We start from the raw sequence: 21,453 nt of genomic DNA on the forward strand, positions 1-21,453 counted from the left end.
CTACCGGAGATCGACGGAGAAAACAGTGGCCCCTGCCAATGATCAGACCAAGCGACGCGTCGCCGTACTCGGCGGCAACCGCATTCCCTTCGCCCGGTCGGACGGTGCCTACGCCGACGCGTCCAACCAGGACATGTTCACCGCGGCGCTGGGTGGGCTGGTGGACCGGTTCAACCTGCGGGGCGAGCGTCTGGGCGCGGTCATCGGCGGCGCGGTGCTCAAGCACAGCCGTGATTTCAATCTCATGCGCGAATGCGTGCTCGGGTCGGAACTGAACCCGCACACGCCCGCCTTCGACATCCAGCAGGCCTGCGGCACCGGTCTGCAGGCGGCCATCGCGGCCGCCGACGGCATCGCCGCCGGACGCTACGAGGTCGCGGCCGCCGGTGGTGTCGACACCACCTCCGACCCGCCGATCGGCCTCGGCGACGACCTGCGCCGCACCCTGCTCAAGCTGCGGCGAGCCAAGTCCAACGTGCAGCGGCTGAAGCTGGTGGGCACCCTGCCGGCGAACCTGGGCATCGAGATCCCGGCCAACAGCGAGCCACGCACTGGCAAGTCGATGGGCGAGCACGCCGCCGTCACCGCCAAGCAGTTGGGGATCAAGCGCGTCGACCAGGATGAACTGGCCGCCGCCAGCCACCGCAACATGGCCGATGCCTACGACCGCGGTTTCTTCGACGACCTGGTCTCGCCCTTCCTGGGCCTGTACCGCGACGACAACCTGCGGCCCAACTCCAGCCCGGAGAAGCTCGCCACCCTGCGCCCGGTCTTCGGGGTGAAAGCCGGCGACGCAACCATGACCGCGGGCAACTCGACCCCGCTGACCGACGGCGCGTCGGTGGCACTGCTGGCCACCGAGCAGTGGGCGGCAGACCACAACCTGCAGCCGCTGGCCTTCCTGGTTGATTCCGAGACCGCCGCCGTCGACTACGTCAACGGGTACGACGGTCTGTTGATGGCGCCCACCTATGCGGTGCCGCGACTGCTGGCGCGCAACGGGCTGAGCCTGCAGCATTTCGACTTCTACGAGATCCACGAGGCGTTCGCGTCGGTGGTGCTGGCGCACCTGCAGGCCTGGGAGTCCGAGGAGTACTGCAAGGAGCGGCTGGGGCTGGACGCCGCGCTGGGCTCTATCGACCGGTCCAAGCTCAACGTGAACGGATCCTCGCTCGCGGCGGGGCACCCGTTCGCCGCCACCGGCGGACGGATTCTGGCGCAGACCGCCAAGCAGCTGGCACAGAAGAAGGCCGAAACCAAGGGCCCCGTGCGCGCGCTGATCTCGATCTGCGCGGCCGGCGGCCAGGGCGTCGCCGCGATCCTCGAGGCCTGACCAGGCCTGACGGTGTGCGGAAAATCACCCGACTACTTTTTGGATTTAATGGGTTAACTTCGCGCACATATGGGTAACCGCTCGATCGGATAGCCCCGTGTTGTGGTCTGACCCCCCGACCCCGACGGCAACGCGGGGCAATCCCTGGATCGATTGCCGGTCAGCGCAGACGGGCGAACGAGAAGGGCCGCCGCTGGAGTGAGGGGATCCAGCGGCGGTCTTTTTGCTTTTGGCCGCGCGCCGCTCTCGCGCCCGCGCATCGCCGAAAATGAATCCAAGTAGACCCGACACGGCGTGTCGCGTGTGGCGTCAGTGTCGCGCCGACAGCCGCAACGCAAAAATCCCCGCGCCGCAGCGGGGGGATTTTGCGTGTTGTAACTCAGAAGGCGGCTTCGTCGAGCTCCATGATCTCGTTGTCCAGGGTCTCGATCACCTCGCGGGTGCTGGTCAACAGCGGCAGGAAGTTCTTCGCGAAGAACGACGCGACCGCGATCTTGCCCTCGTAGAAGGACCGCTCGGCGCCGGTGGCACCGGCGTCCAGGGCCTCGATCGCCACGGCGGCCTGACGCTGCAGCAACCAGCCGATGACCAGGTCGCCGACGCTCATCAGGAACCGCACCGAACCCAGGCCCACCTTGTACAGGCTGGTGACGTCCTCCTGCGCGGCCATCAGGTAGCCGGTCAGCGAGGCGGCCATCGCCTGGACGTCGGTGAGCGCCTTGGCGAGCAGAGCCCGCTCCGTCTTGAGCCGCCCGTTGCCGGACTCGCTGTCGACGAACTGCTGGATCTCACCCGACACGTGCGCCAGTGCCACACCCTTGTCGCGGACGATCTTGCGGAAGAAGAAGTCCTGCGCCTGGATGGCTGTGGTGCCCTCGTAGAGGGAGTCGATCTTGGCGTCCCGGATGTACTGCTCGACCGGGTAGTCCTGCAGGAAGCCGGACCCACCGAAGGTCTGCAGGCTCTCGGTGAGCTTGGCGTAGGCCTGCTCGGAGCCGACACCCTTGACGATCGGCAGCAGCAGGTCGTTGATCTTGGCGGCCAGCTCGGGGGTGACCCCGTGCAGCGCCTCGGCCACCGGCGCGTCCTGGTAGGTCGCGGTGTACAGGTACAGCGCCCGCAGGCCCTCGGCGTAGGCCTTCTGCGTCATCAGCGACCGGCGGACGTCGGGGTGGTGCGTGATGGTCACGCGCGGCGCCGTCTTGTCGGTCATCTGGGTCAGGTCGGCGCCCTGGACGCGGGACTTGGCGTATTCCAGCGCGTTCAGGTAACCCGTGGACAGGGTGGCGATGGCCTTGGTGCCGACCATCATCCGGGCCTGCTCGATGACCTCGAACATCTGCGCGATGCCGTCGTGCACCTCGCCGACCAGCCAGCCGATGGCGGGCTTGTCGTGCTGGCCGAGGGACAACTCACAGGTGGCCGAAACCTTCAGGCCCATCTTGTGCTCGACGTTGGTCACGTACACGCCGTTGCGCTCGCCCGGCTCGCCGGTTTCGGGGTCGAACAGGAACTTGGGCACGAAGAACAGCGACAGCCCCTTGGTGCCGGGACCGGCGCCCTCCGGGCGGGCCAGGACCAGGTGGAAGATGTTCTCGAACAGGTCACCGGAGTCACCCGAGGTGATGAAGCGCTTGACGCCGTCGATGTGCCAGGTGCCGTCCTCCTGCTGGACGGCCTTGGTGCGGCCGGCGCCCACGTCCGAACCGGCGTCCGGCTCGGTGAGCACCATGGTCGAGCCCCAGCGGCGCTCGGCGGCCAGCACGGCCCACTTCCGCTGCTCCTCGGTACCGAGGTGGTAGAGGATCTGAGCGAAACCGGCGCCACCGGCGTACATCCACACTGCCGGGTTGGAGCCGAGAATGTGCTCGTTGATGGCCCACATCAGCGCCTTGGGCATCGGCATGCCGCCGAGTGCCTCGTCGAGACCTGCCTTGTCCCAGCCGGCGTCGATCACCGCGTTGACGGACTTCTTGAACGACTCCGGCAGGGTCACCGAGAAAGTCTTGGGGTCGAAGGTCGGCGGGTTGCGGTCACCTTCGATGAACGAATCGGCGACGGGCCCTTCGGCCAGCCGGGCTACCTCCGCGAGAATCTCGCGGCCGGTGTCGGCGTCCAGATCGCTGAACTCGCCCTGGCCTAACGCCTTGTCGACACCCAGCACCTCGAACAGGTTGAATTCCTGGTCACGAACGTTGCTCTTGTAGTGGCTCACTACGGTCCTCCTCGTTGAGAATGCCACCTGTGGTTGGGTACTAGGTCTAAGTTACCCACCAGTAACACCGTTAAAATATCTCGGCTGTGTTGTTCAACGCAAGTCGATGTGAGGAACATTTCACGGTCTAACTAACCAACCGGTTGGGATACGGCTGATCCCAGTGCTGGCACACCTGCTCACCTGCGACGATGATGGAGCCGATGATAAATGTGGGGAGCGTCACGACCCTTCCGATAGTGGATCTGAACGCCGATTCCGACCGGCTGCGCGCCGGTCTGCGCCGGGCCGCACACGAAATGGGCTTCTTCTATCTGGTCGGCCACGACGTGCCCGCCGCCCTGGTGACCAGCGTGCTGGACGCGGCGCGGCGCCTGTTTGCGCTCCCGCAGGCGGACAAGGACGCGATCGCGATGGTGCGCAGCCCGCATTTCCGCGGCTACACCCGACTGGGTGGCGAGCTGACCCGCGGCGAAGTGGACTGGCGCGAGCAGATCGACATCGGCCCCGAGCGCCCACCCGGCGGCGGGCCCGGCCGGCCCGACTACCTGTGGCTGCAGGGCCCCAACCAGTGGCCGGCGGCGATGCCGGAGCTGCCGGGCATCGTCGCCGAGTGGGATGCCGCGTTGTCCCGGGTGTCCCGCACCCTGTTGCGGCACTGGGCGGCCTCCCTCGGCAGCCCGCCGGACGTCTTCGACGCCGCTTTCGCCGACCGGCCCGCGACCCTGATCAAGATCATCCGGTACCCGGCGGCAGCCGCCTCGCCGCAGGGTGTCGGCGCTCACAAGGACTCCGGAGTGCTCACCCTGCTGCTGCCCGAGCCGGGAAGCCGGGGCCTGCAGGTGCGAAGGTCTCCGGGACAGGGCTGGGTCGACGTCGCGCCGCTGGACGGTGCGTTCGTGGTCAACATCGGTGAGTTGCTCGAACTCACGACCGGCGGCTACCTGCGCGCCACCGAGCATCGGGTGGACCTGTCCGGAGCCACGGCCGACCGGATCTCGGTGCCGTACTTCTTCAACCCCGCGCTGGATGCCCAGCTACCGGTGCTTGAGCTGCCCGCCGCGCTGGCCCGCCAGGCCCGCCGGGTGCCGGACCCCGCCGACCCGATTCACTCCGTTTACGGCCGCAATGCCTGGAAGAGCAGGGTGCGTGCGCATCCGGATGTGGCTGCCGCCCACGGATACGCGCCCGGTAGGCTCGAAAGCGAGAATCCCGTTCTCGGCTCGAGGAGCGAATAGTTCGGTGAACTCCGACAACAAGAACTTGACGCCGCTGTCGCTGCGTGAGGCTTTCGGCCATTTCCCCACCGGCGTCGTCGCAATCGCGGCGCATGTGAACGGGAAACGCGAAGGCCTCGCCGCCAGTACCTTCGTTCCGGTGTCGCTGGAGCCCCCGCTGGTGTCCTTCTGCGTGCAGAACACGTCCACCACCTGGCCCAAGCTCAAGGACGCGCCGATGTTGGGGATCAGCGTGCTCGGCGAGGCGCACGACGCGGCCGCGCGCACCCTGGCCGCCAAAACGGGCGACCGGTTCGCCGGGCTGGAGACGGAATTGCGGGACTCCGGAGCCGTTTTCATCCGGGGCACCGCGCTATGGCTGGAAAGTGCGATCGAGCAACTGATTCCGGCGGGCGACCACACCATTGTCGTGCTGCGGGTCAGTGAAGTCACCGTCGACGCCGAGGTCGCCCCGATCGTGTTCCACCGCAGCGTCTTTCGCCGCCTGGGTGTCTGAAGGCGGCTGAGAGCCGAGCCAGGCTAGGGCCGCTCGCTCAACTCTTTCCGGTATGCGTCGATGCGCTGCTCGATGTCCGTAGCGTCGTCGTGCCGTCCCTCTTTGCGCGCCAGCTCGGCGCGGACGGACAACTCCCGAATCGCCGTTCGAATTTCGTTGGTGCTGGTCGTTCCTCGCATGCCAGCCGGATACCCGGTGTGGCGGGGATTAACGCCTGAACAGCTTGTTACCCAGCCACACGACCGGGTCGTACTTGCGGTCGGCGACCCGCTCTTTCATCGGGATCAGCGCATTGTCGGTGATCTTGATGTGCTCGGGGCAGACCTCGGTGCAGCACTTGGTGATGTTGCAGTACCCCAGCCCGTGCTCTTCCTGAGCCTGTTTCTGCCGGTCCACCGTGTCCAGCGGGTGCATGTCGAGCTCGGCGATCCGCATCAGGAAACGCGGACCGGCGAATGCCTCTTTGTTCTCGTCGTGGTCACGGATGACGTGACAGACGTTCTGGCACAGGAAGCATTCGATGCACTTGCGGAATTCCTGCGAACGCTGGACATCCACCTGGGCCATCCGGTACTCGCCCGGCTGCAACTCCTTCGGCGGGGTGAACGACGGGATCTCGCGCGCCTTTTCGTAGTTGAACGACACGTCGGTCACCAGGTCGCGGATCACCGGGAAGGTGCGGATCGGGGTGACGGTGACGACCTCGTTCTCCTCGAACGTCGACATCCGCGTCATGCACATCAGGCGCGGCTTGCCGTTGATCTCCGCCGAGCACGATCCGCACTTGCCCGCCTTGCAGTTCCAGCGCACCGCCAGATCGGGCGTCTGCGTCTGCTGCAGGCGGTGGATGACGTCGAGGACGACCTCACCCTCGTTGACCTCGACGGTGAATTCTTCGAGCCCGCCGCCACTTTCGTCGCCGCGCCAGACCCGCATGCTCGCGTTGTACGCCATTACGCTCTCCGTTCCGGGTGCTCGGCCAGCTCTTCGTTGGTGTAGTACTTCTCCAATTCGGAGACCTTGAAGAGCTCCAGCAAGTCGGGCCGCATCGGGACCTGCTCCTGACGGGTGATGGTGATGTGGTCCCCGGTGGTTTCGGCCTCATCCTGGGAGGCCTCTTTGCACACCAGCAACGTGTTGCGCCAGCTGGAATCCATGCTCGGGTGGTCATCGCGGGTGTGCCCGCCGCGGCTCTCGGTGCGGGTGAGCGCCGCCTTGGCCACGCATTCGCTGACCATCAGCATGTTGCGCAGGTCGATCGCCAGGTTCCAGCCCGGGTTGTACTGCCGTCCGCCTTCGACCTGCACGTGCTGGTACCGCGACCAGAGCTCCTTGAGCAGCTTCAGCGCCCGGGTGATCTCTTCCTCTTTGCGGATGATGCCGACCAGGTCGTTCATCACGTGCTGCAGATCCATCTGCAGCGCATAGGGATTCTCCGGGGCCGAGCCGTCGGTGGGACCCGTGAACGGCTTGAGGGCGAACTGCTCGGCGTCCCTGAGTGCGTCCTCGGAGACCGTCGGACGGCTACTCAGGGCGCGCACGTAGTCGGCGGCGCCCAGTCCGGCGCGCCGGCCGAAGACCAGCAGGTCGGACAGCGAGTTGCCGCCCAGCCGGTTCGAGCCGTGCATGCCGCCGGAGCATTCACCCGCGGCGAACAGGCCGGGCACCTTGGCCGCGCCGGTGTCGGCGTCGACCTCGACACCACCCATCACGTAGTGACAGGTGGGGCCGACCTCCATCGGCTCCTTGGTGATGTCGACCTCGGCCAGCTCCATGAACTGGTGGTACATCGACGGCAACCGGCGCTTGATCTCCGCCGGGGTCAGCCGGGACGCGATGTCCAGGTAGACCCCGCCGTGCGGGGTGCCACGGCCGGCCTTGACCTCCGAGTTGATGGCGCGCGCCACCTCGTCGCGGGGCAGCAGGTCCGGGGTACGACGGGCCGAGTCGTTGTCCTTGAGCCACTGGTCGGCCTCTTGCTCGTCTTCGGCGTACTGGCCTTTGAAGACCGGCGGGATGTAGCCGAACATGAACCGTGTGCCTTCGGAGTTCTTGAGCACTCCGCCGTCGCCCCGGACACCTTCGGTGACCAGAATCCCCTTCACACTCGGCGGCCACACCATGCCCGTCGGGTGGAACTGGACGAACTCCATGTTGATCAACGTCGCACCGGCGCGCAGGGCCAGCGCGTGGCCGTCGCCGGTGTACTCCCAGGAGTTGGAGGTGACCTTGAACGACTTGCCGATGCCGCCGGTGGCCAGCACCACCGCCGGCGCCTCGAACAGGACGAAGTTGCCGCTCTCCCGCCAGTAGCCGAACGCCCCGGCGATCGCGTCACCGTCCTTCAGCAGCTCGGTGACCGTGCACTCGGCGAACACCCGGATCCGGGCCTCGTAGTCACCGAACTCGGCGAAGTCCTCCTGCTGCAGCGAGACGATCTTCTGCTGCATGGTGCGGATCAGCTCCAGGCCGGTGCGGTCACCGACGTGCGCGAGTCGCGGATAGGTGTGTCCGCCGAAGTTGCGCTGGCTGATCCGGCCGTCTTTGGTGCGGTCGAACAGCGCGCCGTAGGTCTCCAGCTCCCAGACGCGGTCCGGTGCCTCCTTGGCGTGCAGCTCGGCCATCCGCCAGTTGTTGAGGAACTTGCCACCCCGCATGGTGTCGCCGAAGTGGGTCTGCCAGTTGTCCTTCGGGTTGGCGTTACCCATGGACGCCGCGCAGCCACCCTCGGCCATCACCGTATGGGCTTTGCCGAACAGGGATTTGGTTACCACGGCGACCTTCAGGCCGCGCTCGCGCGCTTCGATGACTGCGCGTAACCCTGCGCCGCCGGCACCGATGACGACTACGTCGTAGGCGTGCCGTTCGACCTCAACCATGAAACCTCGCTCAAATAATGGAATTTCGTTCGCACTGTGGCTGAAGGGCTGATCAGCCGATGAATCTCAGGTCGGAGATGGTGCCGCTGGACACCAGCAGGATGTAGAAGTCCGTGAACATCAACGTCCCGAGCGTGATCCACGCGTACATCTTGTGCCGCTCGTTGATCTTGCTGACCTGGGTCCAGATCCAGTACCGCACAGGGTGTTTGGAGAAGTGCTTGAGCCGGCCACCGGTGACGTGCCGGCAGGAGTGGCAGGACAGCGTGTAGGTCCACAGCATGATGACGTTGCCGAGCAGGACCAGGTTGCCCAGACCGAACCCGAATCCGCCCGGGCCGTCGTCGGAGTGGAAAGCGGCGATGGCGTCCCAGGTGTTGATCACCGAGATGATGCCGGCGATGTAGAAGAAGTACCGGTGGGTGTTCTGGATGATCAGCGGGAACTTGGTCTCGCCGGTGTAGTGGACGCGCGGCTCGGCCACCGCGCAGGCGGTGGGCGACTGCCACACCGTGCGGTAGTAGGCGCCGCGGTAGTAGTAGCAGGTCAACCGGAACAACAGCAGGAACGGCAGGGTCAACGCCGCGTACGGCAACCACCACACGTCCGGCAGGATCTGCGGCCAGAACTCGCTGGCCTCACCGCAGGCCTTGCTGACGCACGGCGAGTAGAACGGCGTCAGGTAGTGGTAGTTCGGGACGAAGAAATAGTCCTGCTGGAACGCGCGCGCTGTCGCGTAGATGACGAAAGCGGCGAAGCCCAGGTTGATCCTCAGGGGCTGCAGCCACCACCGATCGGTGCGGAGCGTTTTTTGCCCAATCCGGGCGCGGGTTGCTGAAAAGACGCCGGACTCAGAACGGCTCGCCGTTGGTGCGCTCATCTAATGTGTTGTTCCTCTTCGAACGGGCTGTAGCTCGAAGGGTACACAGAATGAACGCCCGCTCCTTAGTCGGGCGTCTCAAGCCGGTGGGCCGCTAATACCTGCTGTGACCTCCGACACCCTCGTCGTCGACATCGCGCCAGAAGTCGGTGTCGTACTGGGTGTCCGGGATGGCGATCTTCTCGCTGGATTGGTAGACGGTGGCCCGGGTCAGGTCCAATTCCGCGACATCGCTGTCGAGTAATTCGATGTCAGTGAGGATTCGCTCGGCGTCGATCACGATGCGGCGCGTGGCGGGATTGTCTCCGTAGCGTGACTTCAGCGAGGTCACACACCGCCGCAGGCCCCGCATCAGGTCGTGCAGTTCGGAGAGTTCAGTGGCGGTGGACAATCGATGCTCCCTGGGCCGAAGGTGTTACGGATCACAGTACGTCAGCCGATACTATCCGCTGTCGGAGCCGGACACCCGACAACTTGGGTCCGGCCGCCGAGAAAGTGACTCCGGCCGCCAAGAAAGTGACTTTGTGCCCATGCCGCTGGAACTGGCCGAACAAGCCCGGGTGTTGCTGCAACTTCACCGACCGGGGGATCCGGTCGTGTTGCCCACGGTGTGGGATGCCTGGTCGGCGAAGTTGGCCGCGGATGCCGGATTCGCGGCGCTCACGGTCGGTAGTCACCCGCTCGCGGACTCCGTAGGCAAACCCGACAGCGAGGGCATGTCGTTCGACGACGTGCAGGCGCGAGTCGCGCAGATAACCGCGGCGGTCGACCTGCCGGTCTCGGTCGACATCGAGTCGGGCTACGGACAGCCCGCACCCCGCCTCATCGAGGGCCTGCTGGGGGTCGGTGCTGTCGGACTCAACATCGAAGACACCGTGCACTCCGAAGGCGGGCGGCTGCGGTCCTCGGCCGAACATGCCGAACTGGTGAGCCAGTTGCGCTCGGCCGCCGACGCGGCCGGGGTTCACGTCGTGATCAACGCCCGCACCGATGTGTTCCTGCGCCAGGAAGGGGACGCCGCGAGCCGGGTCGACCTGGCGGTGGCGCGGCTCACCGAAGCGGCCCAGGCGGGGGCCGACGTGCTGTACCCGGTGGGTCGCCATGATTCGGAGACGTTGCGGCGCTTGGCAACTGAGTTGCCGTTGCCGGTCAACGCGATCGCGATGCCGGACCAGGACGACCCGGCGTCGTTCGCCCCGCTCGGGGTGGCGCGGATCAGCTTCGGCCCGTTCCTGCAATACGCGCTGTCGGCCCGGGCGAACGAACTGCTCGCCCGCTGGCGCTGATCCCGAGCAGTCACAAAGGCCCCCGGCACGCCGGGCGTGCGGGGGCCTCTGTGTCCGGTCGGGCTATTTGGTGATGGCGATGCGCTGCGGCTGCGCCCCGGCGTAGGCGCCGGTGACCCGCACGGTCAGCACGCCCGCGTCGTACGACGCCGCGATGGCCTCGCCGGTGACGTGCGCCGGAAGCTGGAACGACCGGCGGAACGACCCGTACCGGATCTCCCGCAGCGTGCGGCCGTGTTCCTCTTCCGCGTGTTCGTCGCGGTGTTCGCCATGGATGACCAGGCGGCCCTTGTCCACCTCGACGTTGACGTCCTTCTCGACATCGATGCCCGGCAGTTCCAACCGGACTACCGCGTCATCGCCTTCCTTCAAAATCTCGGCTGCCGGGTTAAATCCGCTGGTAGCAGACTTGACCCAGTCGGCGGATGCCGGACCGAAAAAGTCCCGCAACCATCGGTCGGTGTCCCACGCCGGACGCGACCACAAGGCGAGATTGCTCATGGGTGACTCCTTACTCTTCGTTGTGAGTTAGCTGTGCCCGACGCTGTGGTGGTCGGCTACCCGGTAAAACATGAGTGCCCTACGCTAAAGTTCCACCTGGCCGTTCGCCCAGAGCGAACGCCGTCACACAGGCGATTGCCAGCTGTGAGGACGGCGTGATGAATGCGTCACATTTCGCGTCATTCCCGGCAACATCGAGTTCGTAGTCTCGTGACATGTCCTCTGCCGGAAGTACTCCCGCGCGCGCTGCTGCCCGGCGCGTCGTCGTGGTCGGCCACGGCATGGTTGGCCATCGGTTCGTCGAGGCGCTACGCGCCCGAGACACCAACGGGGCGTGGCGAATCACTGTGCTGGCCGAAGAGGCCGATGCCGCTTACGACCGCGTCGGCCTGACCTCATACACCGAGACCTGGGACCGCAGCCTGCTGGCCCTGCCCGGCAACGACTATGCCGGCGACCCCCACGTGCAACTGCTGCTGAACACCCGCGTCACCGAAATCGACCGTGCGGCAAAGACAGCCGTCACCTCCGACGGCCGGGTCCACGATTACGACGCCCTGGTGCTGGCGACCGGGTCCTATGCCTTCGTCCCTCCGGTCACCGGCCACGACCTGCCTTCCTGCCACGTGTACCGGACCCTCGACGACCTCGACGCCATCCGCACCGGCGCGCAGCGCGCGGTCGAGTCCGGTAGCGGCCGGGCCGGCGTGGTCATCGGCGGCGGTCTGCTGGGCCTGGAGGCGGCGAACGCGTTGCGCCAGTTCGGTTTACCGACGCACGTGGTCGAGATGATGCCGCGGCTGATGGCTCAGCAGATCGACGAGGCCGGCGGCGCTCTGCTGGCCCGGATGATCGGCGATCTCGGGATCGACATCCACGTCGGAACCGGCACCGAATCGATTGATTCCGTTGCGCATTCGGACGGCTCCGAATCGCTGACGGTGCGGCTCTCCGATGGCCGGGTGATCGATGCCGGTGTGGTGATCTTCGCCGCCGGCATCCGGCCCCGCGACGAATTGGCCCGGGCCGCCGGGCTGGACATCGCTCCGCGCGGCGGCGTCCTCACCGACTTGGCCTGCCGCACCAGCGATTCCGACATCTACGCGGTGGGCGAGGTAGCCGCCATCGAGGGCCGGTGCTACGGCCTGGTGGGACCGGGCTACACCAGCGCCGAGGTGGTGGCCGACCGGCTGGTCGACGGCACCGCGGAATTTCCCGAGGCGGATCTGTCCACCAAGCTCAAGCTGCTCGGCGTCGACGTCGCCAGCTTCGGAGATGCGATGGGCAGCACGGAGAACTGCCTCGAAGTCGTCATCAACGACGCAGTGAACCGCACCTACGCCAAGCTGGTGCTCTCCGACGATGCCAGGACGTTGCTCGGCGGCGTGTTGGTGGGCGACGCGTCGGCGTACGGGGTGCTGCGTCCGATGGTCGGCAGCGAGCTGCCCGGTGACCCGTTGGCGCTCATCGCACCCGCCGGGTCGGCCGGTGCCGCCGGTGCTCTGGGCATTGGGGCACTGCCGGATTCGGCCCAGATCTGCTCCTGCAACAACGTCAGCAAGGGCGACCTGAAGTGCGCCATCGCCGACGGCTGCGCCGACGTCCCGGCGCTGAAGTCCCGCACCGCCGCCGGCACCTCGTGCGGCTCGTGCGTTCCGTTGCTCAAGCAACTGCTGGAAGCCGAGGGCGTGGCGCAGTCCAAGGCGCTGTGCGAGCACTTCGGGCAGTCGCGGGCGGAGTTGTTCCAGATCATCTCGGCCACCGAGATCCGCACCTTCTCCGGTCTGCTGGAGCGCTTCGGCCGTGGAAAGGGTTGCGACATCTGCAAACCCGTCGTCGCGTCCATCCTGGCCTCCACCGGATCCGACCACATCCTGGAAGGCGAGCAGGCCTCGCTGCAGGATTCCAACGACCACTTCCTGGCCAATATCCAGCGCAACGGCAGCTACTCGGTGGTGCCGCGGGTGCCCGGTGGCGACATCAAGCCCGAGCACCTGATCCTGATCGGCCAGATCGCACAGGATTTCGGGCTCTACACCAAGATCACCGGCGGCCAGCGGATCGACATGTTCGGTGCCCGGGTGGACCAGTTGCCGGCGATCTGGAAGCGGCTGGTCGACGCCGGTATGGAGTCGGGTCATGCCTACGGCAAGGCGCTGCGGACGGTGAAGAGCTGCGTCGGTAGCGACTGGTGCCGTTATGGCCAACAGGATTCGGTGCAGCTGGCCATCGACCTCGAACTGCGCTACCGCGGACTGCGGGCACCCCACAAGATCAAGCTCGGCGTTTCGGGCTGCGCACGGGAGTGCGCCGAGGCCCGCGGCAAGGACGTCGGGGTCATCGCCACCGAGCAGGGGTGGAATCTGTACGTCGGCGGCAACGGAGGGATGACCCCCAAGCACGCCCAGTTGCTGGCCGGCGACCTGGACACCGCCACGCTGGTCCGCTACATCGACCGATTCCTCATGTACTACATCCGCACGGCGGACCGGTTGCAGCGGACCGCGCCATGGGTGGAATCACTCGGACTGGACCACGTGCGCGAGGTGGTGTGTGACGACTCGCTGGGACTGGCCGGGGAATTCGAGGCCGCCATCGAACGCCACGTCGCGAACTACGAGTGTGAGTGGAAGGGCGTGCTGGAGGATCCGGACAAGCTCTCCAGGTTCGTCTCGTTCGTCAACGCCCCGGGCGCCGTCGACCCGACGGTGACGTTCACCGAACGTTCCGGGCGCAAAGTGCCGGTGCCCATTGGTATTCCGCGGGTTCGCGGATAGCTGTAGCTAGGGAGGGAATCAATCATGACTATCGTCAACGACATCCAGGCGTGGACCACCGCCTGCCGGTACGACCACCTCATTCCGGGACGCGGCGTCGGGGTGCTGCTCGACGACGGCGCGCAGGCCGCGCTGTTCCGGCTCGACGACGGATCGGTGTACGCGATCGGCAACATCGACCCGTTCTCGAATGCGGCGGTGTTGTCCCGCGGCATCGTCGGTGACCGCGCCGGCCGTGCCGTCGTTCAATCACCGATCCTCAAGCAGGCTTTCGCGCTGGACGACGGCTCCTGCCTGGACGACGAGCGGGTTTCGGTGCCGGTCTACCCGGTCCGGGTCACCGCCGACGGCAGTATTCAGGTCGGGCGGTTCGCGGCGCGGATGGCTGCCTAGTCGATCTTGCCGACGAGGTAGCGCTGCATCGTCGGGCCGATGGCGTCCACCAGTTGTTCCACCGTCATCGAGTGCAGCGGCTCGGAACGCACGCCGTAGCGCATGATTCCCAGCCCTACCAACTGCGAAGCGCACAGCGATGCGCGGACGGCGATCTTGTCAGCCCCCAGCATCTTGAGCAGCGGGTTGAACACCGGACCGATCAGCATTCCCTGAACGATCTCGGCGGTCTTGGACAGGCCCGTCGACGCGATTGCACTCGCGGCAAAAGGCCCGCCGCCGGCGGCATCCCACGTGGTGATCAGCATGTAGAGCGTGCGGCGGCCTACCTGGTTGACACTCCCGGTGAAGATGCGGTCGATGAACTCCGGTGTCCGGAAAGGTAACCGGAGCATCTTCGCCACATCGTCGAGGAGTCCTCGCGAGGGCTCTTCGTTGCGGGCCATGTTGCCAGGATTACCCGGGATACCCACAAACATCAAGTGTCGTTGATCACGCCGTCCGCTGGTAGAGCGTTCTGACCGCGGGGTCGGCGGCGTTCCGGAACCGATCGGCCACCAAACGGGCGACCCCGGGATGGGTGCCCAGCGGCCGCGTCACGAGGTCGGCGCCGCAGTGATCCAGCCGCTCCTGGAACAGGCCGTCGGCCAGCAGATAGGACGCGACCACCACGCGGCGCGCACCCCGGCGACGCGCGGCGGCGACGGCATCGCGGATGGTAGGAGTGCCGGTCGCTGCAAATCCCAGTTCGACCGGCGCCCCGGTCAGCGTTGACAGCAACGTCGCCGCGAGATCCAAGTCGGCGCGGGCGCGGCGATCGGACGTGCCCGCCGCGGCGAGAATCACCGAATCCCCGGGTTGCCAACCGGTTTCCACCAGGTTCTGGTGGATGATCCGGATGATGCCCGGCCCCGGCCCGAGTGCCGGGGTGACGACGACATTCGGGTGTCCGCTGGCCTCGATATGTGCGGGCAGGTCGGCGCGGACGTGATAGCCGCGAGAAAGGAACGCGGGCACCACGATTGCGGGCTCGCGCCTGGCGTGCACGGCCGAGAGTACTTCGCTGGGTGTGGGTCCCAGCACGTCGACGAACGCCACCGCGATACTGCGGTCGAGCAGTTCAGCCACCCGGGCCGCGAGGTCGCCGATCATGGCGACGCCGGCCGGCCGGCGGGTGCCGTGGGCGGTCAGTATGAGGCTCATGCCGCGTCGTGCTCTCCGTCGAGGGCCAGCCGGTAACCCCGCTTGACCACGGTGGCGACGATGTTCTTGTCGCCCAGCGCCGTTCGCAACCGAAGCACGGCGGTGTCCACCGCATGCGTGTCACCGCCGTTGCCGGGCAGCAGCCGCAGCAGTTCCGCGCGACCGACCACATCTCCGGGACGATGTGCCAGGGCGTGCAGTATCGCCATGCCCGAGCCGGACACCGTCTTGACCGACCCGTCGACCAGCACGCAGGTACCCCGGATGTCGACCAGATGGCCGGCGGCCCGGACGCTGCACGAACCGAGCAACGGCAGTTCCTCGGCGATATGACGTGCCAAGGCGCCCAACCGCATTCGCTCCGGTGACGATGTCGGGACACCGTGCCGGATCAGGGGCCGCGATGTCACCGGGCCCACACACATCGCGTGCACGCTGCTGCGGAAGGCGGCCAGCACCTGGTCCTCGATGCCCAGGTCGCGGCTGCGCTCCAGCACCGCCACGGCCGCCGGGGCCGACGTAAAGCTCACCGCGTCGAACTGCCGCCGGGCGATGCCGGCGACCAGCTGATCGAACTCGCCGTCCAATGGAACTGGCTTCCAACGGTATACCCGGATCGGGACAACCTCGGCACCCGCGTCGCGCAGACCTCCCAGGAACTCCGGAAACGGATCCCAGCCGTCCGCCGCGCCGTGCAACTGTACGGCGATGCGCTTGCCGTCGACCCCCGTCTCGAGCAGGTATTCCAGGACCTCGTGCGACGATTCGGATTCGGGTGACCATTCCTCACGCAGTCCGGCAGCGCGCAGTGCGCCGGTTGCCTTCGGTCCCCGCGAGATGACCCGCGCTGACGACAACGAGTCGACGAGTTCGGTCGCCAGACCCCATCCTTCGGCCGCGGCCACCCAGCCGCGAAAGCCGATGCCGGTGTGGGCCACCATGATGTCCGGCGGTGCGGCGATCAATGCTTCGGTGTTGCAGTGCAATTCATCGTCATCGGGCAGCGCGATCATGCTGATCGCGGGGGCGGCGAAGACCTCCGCCCCATGACGATTCAGCAGCGCACACAACTCTTCTGAGCGACGCGCTGAGGTGACTGCGACGCGGTAGCCAGTGAGTGGCGCAGACGGTGACTGGGCCATATGTCCTTTGTATGCCAGGCTCATTTCCGAAGCGTTACCTGGCAATTGCTGCAGCATTGCCCTCGTCTGCGTTCTGCGTCACAGGTGTGCCGGGACGGCGCACGTACATCACCCAGGTGAGCCACGCGGCGAAGACGTAGGACACCAGGAACGTCCAGTAGGCCGAGGTCTCGGTGCCACTGTGCAGGTATGACTCGCGCAGCGCCAGGTTGATCCCCACCCCGCCCAGTGCGCCTACCGCTGAACAGAATCCGATCAACGAACCGGACATGGCACGCGCCCAGTGGCGACGCTCGGCTTCGCCGGTATCCAGCGAGCGGCTGCGTGCCTCGAAGATGGACGGGATCAGCTTGAACACCGACCCGTTGCCCATCCCGGCCAGAATGAACAGCGCCATGAAGCACGCCACGTAACCGATCAGCGTGAAACTGCCGGTGCCCGGTGCGACGTCGTCGTGGGTGCTGATGGCTACCAGCACGCCGGCCGCCAGAATCATGCCGGCGAGAACGCCCAGGGTGACCCGACTTCCGCCGATGCGGTCGGACAGGCGGCCCCCGTAAATCCGCGCCAGCGAGCCCAATAGCGGCCCCACAAAGGCGATCTGAGCGGCGTGCAGCGACGCGTGCTTGACGGTTTCGCCGTGTTCCTCGAAGTTGACCTGCAACACCTGGCCGAACGCGAACGCGAACCCGATCCACGAGCCGAAGGTGCAGATGTAAAGCAGGGAGATCACCCAGGTGTGCCGCACGAACAGCACCGAGCGCAACGTGTTCAGCTGAATGCCGTGCTCGAGATTGTCCATGAACAGTGCCGCGGCGATACCCGCGATCGCCAGCAGCACAAGGTAAATCGCGCACACCCAGTACGGCGCCCGATGCCCGGCCGTGGCGAAGGCCAACAGGCCGACGAGCTGGATCACCGCGACTCCGAGATTGCCCACCCCCGCGTTGACGGCCAGCGCTGCACCTTTCAGCCGCTCCGGATAGAACGCGTTGACGTTGGCCAACGATGCCGCGTAATTGCCGCCACCCAGGCCGGTCATGGCCGCGCACAACACATATGGCCACAGCGGCAGGCCGGGGTGGGCCAGCAGCGCGATGGTCATGGCGGTGGGAACAAGAAGCACGAACGCCGAGAACGTGGTCCAGTTGCGGCCACCGAACCTGGCGATGCCGAGGGTGTAGGGAATGCGTGCGCAGCCGCCGATCAGGGTGGCGACGGCTCCCAGCAGCAGCTTGTCGCCGGCCGAGAATCCGTACACTGATGCGGGCATGAACAGCGTCATTACCGACCACAGGGACCAGATCGAGAAGGCAATGTGATCGCCGGCCATCGTGCAGAGCAGGTTGCGCCTGGCGATCTTGTCGTTTCCGGCGTTCCAGGCCGCCGTGTCCTCGGGATTCCAGTTCTCGATGCGATGGTTGCGGCCCATGAGGTTGTGCACCTTTCCGGGCACCTCGACGGCGCCGCTGAATGAAGAGGCTTGCGCCAAGGTCGGTTTCGATGCTCACATCGGGCGCTGAAGGCAGTCAACTCAGAAGGGTCCAGATCGACTGAAAGTTGCGTCCCAGTTGTCTGGCAGGTCCCTGTAAACCTCGAAAACCGGCGTATTCGAGTGACATTCGCTACACGCGTCCCGGGTCGATCCCTGGCGCCGCGCGGGAATCTGGCGACGCTTCGGCGGCGCGTCGAGCCGTGAAATTCACAGTCGGCACCGCCGCCCTGCTGCTCCCCCAATAGGGGGAGGAAATTTCATCCCCAGATTCCCCCAGCCGCCGTAGAGACGTGTGGCCGGCGCCACACCAGAGTGGTCAGCGAGCCCCGGCATCGGCCACCACAGGTAAGGGAACGGATCACAATGTCGTATCTACTCGTTGCCCCAGAAGCGCTTTCGTCGTCAGCGGCGGACCTGGCGAATATCGGTTCGGCATTGCGCTGCGCGAACGCAACGGCAGCCGCGTCGACAACGGAAGTGCTAGCAGCGGGCGCCGACGAGGTGTCGGCGGCGTTAGCGGCGCTGTTCTCCGGGCATGGTCAGGCCTATCAGAGCCTGTCCGCTCAAGTTTCGGCCTTCCACGACCAGTTCGTGCAGACCCTCAGTTTGAACGCCACCACCTACGCGCGGGCCGAGGCCGCCAATGTGTCGCCGCTGCAGCAAGTCCTCAACGTCATCAACGCGCCGACCCAGGCGCTGGTGGGCCGCCCCTTGATCGGCAACGGCGCGGACGGCGCCGCGGGCTCGGGCGCCAACGGTGCGGCGGGCGGGATTCTGTTGGGCAACGGCGGCAACGGGGGATCGGGCGGGACCGGCCAGGCCGGCGGCGCGGGCGGCGCGGCAGGGCTGATCGGCAACGGCGGCACCGGCGGCACGGGCGGTGCCGGTGCCACCGGAGGAACCGGCGGCCGCGGTGGGTGGTGGTACGGCGACGGAGGAAGCGGCGGCGGCGGAGGCGCCGCGACGTCGGTCAGCATGGCCGGTGGCCACGGGGGCGCCGGTGGCAGCGCCGGGCTGTGGGGCGCGGGTGGCAGCGGCGGGCACGGCGGGGCCGGAATGTCCGGTGCGGACGCCGTCAACCCGGCGTCGACCACCGATTCGAGCCTCAACGGCGCAGCGGGCCGCAGCAACCAGGTGGACAAGGCGGGTCACGTCACCGGCAGCAACGGCGGATCGGGACAACCCGGGCCGTCGGGGGTCAACGGGGGTAGCGGCGGTAGCGGCGGCAACGCCGACGTCACGAAGGCCGGGGCCTTCACCACCAGTCCCGTGGCCGGCAATGGCGGTAATGGCGGGGCCGGCGGCGCAGGCGGGGCCGATGGCGGAGACGGCGGTGCGGGCGGTTACGCCCGGGCGACCGGTACCGGTGCGGCCGTGGCCGGCCTGGGCGGTAACGGCGGCGCCGGTGGCGCAGGCCTGGACGGACAGGGCAGCGGTAGCGTCGGCGGCGCCGGTGGTGACGGGGGCCGCGGCGGCTTCCTGGTCGGCAACGGCGGTGACGGCGGCATCGGCGGCACCGGCGGCGCCGGGGGTAGCGGTTCGGGCGGCGGCGCCGGGGGCGCCGGCGGCGGCCACGCGACCATCGATTCGAACTCCACCAACGCGGCGTACAACTCCAACGGCAACGCATCCGGCGGAAACGGCGGAGCGGGCGGCGACGGAGGCGATGGCGGGCGAGGCGGTAGCGGTGCGGCCGGTGGTGCCGGCGGAAATGCCGGTGCCGGCGGGTGGCTGGCCGGCAACGGCGGGGCGGGCGGCCACGGTGGCGCGGGGGGCGCCGGTGGTGGCGGCGGACTGGGCGGCAACGGCGGGGACGGCGCCGCGGGCGGCAATGCGGGTGCGGTCTCGGGCCTTGCGTCCGGCGGTAACGGCGGCCAGGGCGGCGACGCCGGCCACGGTGGCGACGGTGGCAGCGGCGGCGAAGCCGGCCAGGGCGGCGCAGGTGCCCGCGGCGGTCTGCTCGGCAGGTCCGGTGCGGCCGGAAGCGTCGGGGACGGCGGCGTCGGCGGCCTCGGTGGCTCGCACGGCGGTGCGGGTACCGGCGGTGCCGCCGGGCTGGGACTGGGCACGACCGGGCGCGACGGCACCGCGGGGGCGAACGGTGCCGGCGGGCCGGCCTACGACGGGGCCAATGGCACGACCGGGCTCAAGCGCGCCTGAGCCAGACTCTCAAAATCAAACGTAAGCCAGACCGGTGCGGCTGTGACCGGGCGCCGCAAGGGGCCTGCGCACGTAGATGAGCCAGGTCAGCGCCGACGCGGCGAGGTAGAACCCGACGAAGGCCCAGAAGGCTCCCGTGGCGGTGCCGCTGCTCGAATAAGACTGGCGCAAGGCGAGATTCACGCCGACACCGCCCAGCGCGCCGACGGCCCCGGCGAATCCGATCAGGGCGCCGGACATCGAACGTGACCACTGCCGTCGCTCGGCTTCGCTCACCGGCAGTGAGTGGCTGCGGGCCTCGAAGATCGACGGAATCATCTTGTATACAGAGCCATTGCCGATTCCGGACAGGATGAACAGCGCCACGAAGCCCACCACGTAACCGATCATCGTCGACGTCGGCGCGGGCCCGGTGCGGTGATCCCCGAAAGTGCTGACGCTGACCAGTATTCCGGCGGCGAGGATCATTGCACAGAATGCGCCCAGGGTGACCCGCCCGCCCCCGACGCGGTCGGCCAACCGGCCCCCATACACCCGTGACAGCGAGCCCAGAAGTGGCCCCAGGAAAGCGATCTGGGCGGCGTGCAGGGCGGCCTGCCCGGTGCTCCGGCCGCCGGCGATGAAGTTGATCTGCAGCACCTGACCGAATGCGAAGGAGAACCCGATGAACGAGCCGAAGGTGCCGATGTAAAGCGTTGAGATCACCCAGGTGTGCGGCTCGGCCAGCACCTTGCGCATGGTGTCCATCTCAATGCGGTACTGCTTCAGGTTGTCCATGTACAACGCCGCGCCGATACCGGCCACTGCCAGTAGCACCAGGTATACCGCGCAGACCCAGTACGGCCGGCGGTCGCCGGCCGTGGCGATCACCAGCAGACCGATCAGCTGAATCATCGGCACTCCGAGGTTTCCGCCACCGGCGTTGAGCGCCAGCGCCGCGCCTTTGAGCCGTTGCGGATAGAACGCATTGATGTTCGTCATCGAGGAGGCGAAGTTGCCCCCGCCGAGCCCGGCGAGCGCGGCGCACACCAGATAAGGCCACAGCGGTAGACCCGGATTGGCCAGCAGGACAATCGTTCCGACGGTCGGAATGAGCAGGACCACCGCCGAGAAGATGGTCCAGTTGCGGCCACCGAACTTCGCGGTGGCGAAGGTGTACGGGAACCGCAGGCAGCCGCCGACCAGCGTTGCCGTGGCACCCAACAGGAACTTGTCCCCGGCGGAGAATCCGTACACCGACGCCGGCATGAACAGCACCATGACCGACCAGATCGACCAGACGGAGAATCCGACGTGTTCGGCGACCACCGACCAGATCAGGTTGCGCCGGGCGATGTCCTTGTTGCCTGCCTCCCACGCGACTACATCTTCGGGATCCCAGTCGGAGATAACGTGCGAACGACGGGCGAACATGAAGACTCCTAACGTCATCGACCTTGCCGATCACGCTAGAAA

At 67.0% G+C, this 21,453-nt stretch carries 19 protein-coding genes; 7 read left to right on the forward strand and 12 right to left on the reverse strand.

Features of this window, described 5'->3' with window-relative positions; translation table 11 throughout:
* The first annotated feature begins 25 nt into the window (after positions 1-25).
* On the forward strand, positions 26-1,333 hold the full coding sequence (locus tag C0J29_RS02870; RefSeq protein ID WP_120791473.1) for an acetyl-CoA C-acetyltransferase: 1,308 nt from the start codon (positions 26-28) through the stop codon (positions 1,331-1,333).
* Positions 1,334-1,712: 379 nt separating this feature from the next.
* Here the strand turns inward: C0J29_RS02870 and C0J29_RS02875 are convergent, their stop codons facing one another.
* Positions 1,713-3,548, reverse strand: coding sequence for an acyl-CoA dehydrogenase (locus C0J29_RS02875; protein ID WP_065042887.1), 1,836 nt, complete (start codon positions 3,546-3,548; stop codon positions 1,713-1,715).
* A gap of 191 nt (positions 3,549-3,739) precedes the next feature.
* Between C0J29_RS02875 and C0J29_RS02880 the strand changes: the two genes are divergently transcribed.
* Together C0J29_RS02880 and C0J29_RS02885 are read left to right on the forward strand one after the other, a co-directional pair.
* Positions 3,740-4,786, forward strand: coding sequence for an isopenicillin N synthase family dioxygenase (locus tag C0J29_RS02880; protein WP_065042886.1), 1,047 nt, complete (start codon positions 3,740-3,742; stop codon positions 4,784-4,786).
* A 4-nt stretch (positions 4,787-4,790) separates the two neighbouring features.
* Positions 4,791-5,282 (forward strand): flavin reductase family protein, encoded by a 492-nt coding sequence (locus C0J29_RS02885; RefSeq protein WP_065042885.1) that lies wholly within the window; start codon positions 4,791-4,793, stop codon positions 5,280-5,282.
* A gap of 23 nt (positions 5,283-5,305) precedes the next feature.
* Here C0J29_RS02885 and C0J29_RS32655 read toward each other — a convergent pair whose 3' ends face one another.
* The 5 genes from C0J29_RS32655 to C0J29_RS02905 all read right to left on the reverse strand — a co-directional run bounded on the left by C0J29_RS32655 (position 5,306) and on the right by C0J29_RS02905 (position 9,432).
* Entirely contained in the window at positions 5,306-5,461 is a 156-nt protein-coding gene (locus C0J29_RS32655; RefSeq protein WP_162951378.1) for a hypothetical protein, read from the reverse strand.
* Positions 5,462-5,489: 28 nt separating this feature from the next.
* Positions 5,490-6,236 (reverse strand): succinate dehydrogenase/fumarate reductase iron-sulfur subunit, encoded by a 747-nt coding sequence (locus tag C0J29_RS02890; protein ID WP_065042884.1) that lies wholly within the window; start codon positions 6,234-6,236, stop codon positions 5,490-5,492.
* The gene (locus tag C0J29_RS02895) at positions 6,236-8,161 is read right to left on the reverse strand and encodes a fumarate reductase/succinate dehydrogenase flavoprotein subunit (protein ID WP_065042883.1); all 1,926 of its coding nucleotides are present in this window, start codon (positions 8,159-8,161) and stop codon (positions 6,236-6,238) included. Before C0J29_RS02895 ends, C0J29_RS02890 begins: the two co-directional genes overlap by 1 nt.
* Before the next feature lie 52 nt (positions 8,162-8,213).
* Positions 8,214-9,041, reverse strand: a complete 828-nt coding sequence (locus C0J29_RS02900; RefSeq protein ID WP_120791474.1) for a hypothetical protein — start codon at positions 9,039-9,041, stop codon at positions 8,214-8,216.
* A gap of 94 nt (positions 9,042-9,135) precedes the next feature.
* Positions 9,136-9,432 (reverse strand): hypothetical protein, encoded by a 297-nt coding sequence (locus C0J29_RS02905; protein ID WP_065042881.1) that lies wholly within the window; start codon positions 9,430-9,432, stop codon positions 9,136-9,138.
* 139 nt (positions 9,433-9,571) lie between these two features.
* Between C0J29_RS02905 and C0J29_RS02910 the strand changes: the two genes are divergently transcribed.
* Entirely contained in the window at positions 9,572-10,327 is a 756-nt protein-coding gene (locus C0J29_RS02910) for an isocitrate lyase/PEP mutase family protein (RefSeq protein ID WP_065042880.1), read from the forward strand.
* A 63-nt stretch (positions 10,328-10,390) separates the two neighbouring features.
* Here C0J29_RS02910 and C0J29_RS02915 read toward each other — a convergent pair whose 3' ends face one another.
* Entirely contained in the window at positions 10,391-10,828 is a 438-nt protein-coding gene (locus C0J29_RS02915) for an Hsp20/alpha crystallin family protein (RefSeq protein ID WP_120791475.1), read from the reverse strand.
* 215 nt (positions 10,829-11,043) lie between these two features.
* On the opposite strand from C0J29_RS02915, the gene nirB reads away from it, so the two are divergent.
* A complete protein-coding gene (nirB, locus tag C0J29_RS02920) occupies positions 11,044-13,605 on the forward strand; it encodes a nitrite reductase large subunit NirB (RefSeq protein ID WP_120791476.1) in 2,562 nt (853 codons plus the stop codon).
* 24 nt (positions 13,606-13,629) lie between these two features.
* Complete coding sequence (gene nirD / locus C0J29_RS02925) at positions 13,630-13,998, forward strand: nitrite reductase small subunit NirD (protein WP_120791477.1); 369 nt, start codon at positions 13,630-13,632, stop codon at positions 13,996-13,998.
* Here nirD and C0J29_RS02930 read toward each other — a convergent pair.
* From C0J29_RS02930 to C0J29_RS02945, 4 genes are read right to left on the reverse strand one after another with little or no spacing between them, the layout of a single operon-like run.
* Complete coding sequence (locus C0J29_RS02930; RefSeq protein WP_065042877.1) at positions 13,995-14,444, reverse strand: TetR/AcrR family transcriptional regulator; 450 nt, start codon at positions 14,442-14,444, stop codon at positions 13,995-13,997. The two genes, nirD and C0J29_RS02930, sit on opposite strands and share 4 nt — an antisense overlap.
* Before the next feature lie 46 nt (positions 14,445-14,490).
* On the reverse strand, positions 14,491-15,201 hold the full coding sequence (locus tag C0J29_RS02935; RefSeq protein ID WP_120791478.1) for a sirohydrochlorin chelatase: 711 nt from the start codon (positions 15,199-15,201) through the stop codon (positions 14,491-14,493).
* A complete protein-coding gene (locus C0J29_RS02940) occupies positions 15,198-16,343 on the reverse strand; it encodes a uroporphyrinogen-III synthase (protein WP_065042875.1) in 1,146 nt (381 codons plus the stop codon). Before C0J29_RS02940 ends, C0J29_RS02935 begins: the two co-directional genes overlap by 4 nt.
* A gap of 34 nt (positions 16,344-16,377) precedes the next feature.
* Positions 16,378-17,775: a nitrate/nitrite transporter gene (locus tag C0J29_RS02945; RefSeq protein WP_120794515.1), complete on the reverse strand. Its 1,398-nt coding sequence runs from the start codon at positions 17,773-17,775 to the stop codon at positions 16,378-16,380.
* A gap of 426 nt (positions 17,776-18,201) precedes the next feature.
* Here C0J29_RS02945 and C0J29_RS02950 point away from each other — a divergent pair, with 426 nt between their 5' ends.
* Positions 18,202-19,998, forward strand: a complete 1,797-nt coding sequence (locus C0J29_RS02950; protein WP_120791479.1) for a PE family protein — start codon at positions 18,202-18,204, stop codon at positions 19,996-19,998.
* A gap of 15 nt (positions 19,999-20,013) precedes the next feature.
* On the opposite strand, the gene C0J29_RS02955 is transcribed toward C0J29_RS02950, so the two are convergent.
* Positions 20,014-21,411: a nitrate/nitrite transporter gene (locus C0J29_RS02955; RefSeq protein ID WP_120791480.1), complete on the reverse strand. Its 1,398-nt coding sequence runs from the start codon at positions 21,409-21,411 to the stop codon at positions 20,014-20,016.
* Between the last annotated feature and the right edge of the window lie 42 nt (positions 21,412-21,453).

The sequence above is a fragment of the Mycobacterium paragordonae genome, assembly GCF_003614435.1.
Classification (GTDB): domain Bacteria; phylum Actinomycetota; class Actinomycetes; order Mycobacteriales; family Mycobacteriaceae; genus Mycobacterium; species Mycobacterium paragordonae.

Coding starts and splice junctions, on each gene's coding strand:
- C0J29_RS02935 (WP_120791478.1), bottom strand. CDS start 15,201: ATGAGCCTCATACTGACCGCCCACGGCACCCGCCGGCCGGCCGGCGTC.
- C0J29_RS02950 (WP_120791479.1), top strand. CDS start 18,202: ATGTCGTATCTACTCGTTGCCCCAGAAGCGCTTTCGTCGTCAGCGGCG.
- C0J29_RS02895 (WP_065042883.1), bottom strand. CDS start 8,161: ATGGTTGAGGTCGAACGGCACGCCTACGACGTAGTCGTCATCGGTGCC.
- nirB (WP_120791476.1), top strand. CDS start 11,044: ATGTCCTCTGCCGGAAGTACTCCCGCGCGCGCTGCTGCCCGGCGCGTC.
- C0J29_RS02900 (WP_120791474.1), bottom strand. CDS start 9,041: ATGAGCGCACCAACGGCGAGCCGTTCTGAGTCCGGCGTCTTTTCAGCA.
- C0J29_RS02880 (WP_065042886.1), top strand. CDS start 3,740: ATGATGGAGCCGATGATAAATGTGGGGAGCGTCACGACCCTTCCGATA.
- C0J29_RS02940 (WP_065042875.1), bottom strand. CDS start 16,343: ATGGCCCAGTCACCGTCTGCGCCACTCACTGGCTACCGCGTCGCAGTC.
- C0J29_RS02955 (WP_120791480.1), bottom strand. CDS start 21,411: ATGTTCGCCCGTCGTTCGCACGTTATCTCCGACTGGGATCCCGAAGAT.
- C0J29_RS02910 (WP_065042880.1), top strand. CDS start 9,572: ATGCCGCTGGAACTGGCCGAACAAGCCCGGGTGTTGCTGCAACTTCAC.
- C0J29_RS02945 (WP_120794515.1), bottom strand. CDS start 17,775: ATGGGCCGCAACCATCGCATCGAGAACTGGAATCCCGAGGACACGGCG.
- nirD (WP_120791477.1), top strand. CDS start 13,630: ATGACTATCGTCAACGACATCCAGGCGTGGACCACCGCCTGCCGGTAC.
- C0J29_RS32655 (WP_162951378.1), bottom strand. CDS start 5,461: ATGCGAGGAACGACCAGCACCAACGAAATTCGAACGGCGATTCGGGAG.
- C0J29_RS02915 (WP_120791475.1), bottom strand. CDS start 10,828: ATGAGCAATCTCGCCTTGTGGTCGCGTCCGGCGTGGGACACCGACCGA.
- C0J29_RS02890 (WP_065042884.1), bottom strand. CDS start 6,236: ATGGCGTACAACGCGAGCATGCGGGTCTGGCGCGGCGACGAAAGTGGC.
- C0J29_RS02930 (WP_065042877.1), bottom strand. CDS start 14,444: ATGGCCCGCAACGAAGAGCCCTCGCGAGGACTCCTCGACGATGTGGCG.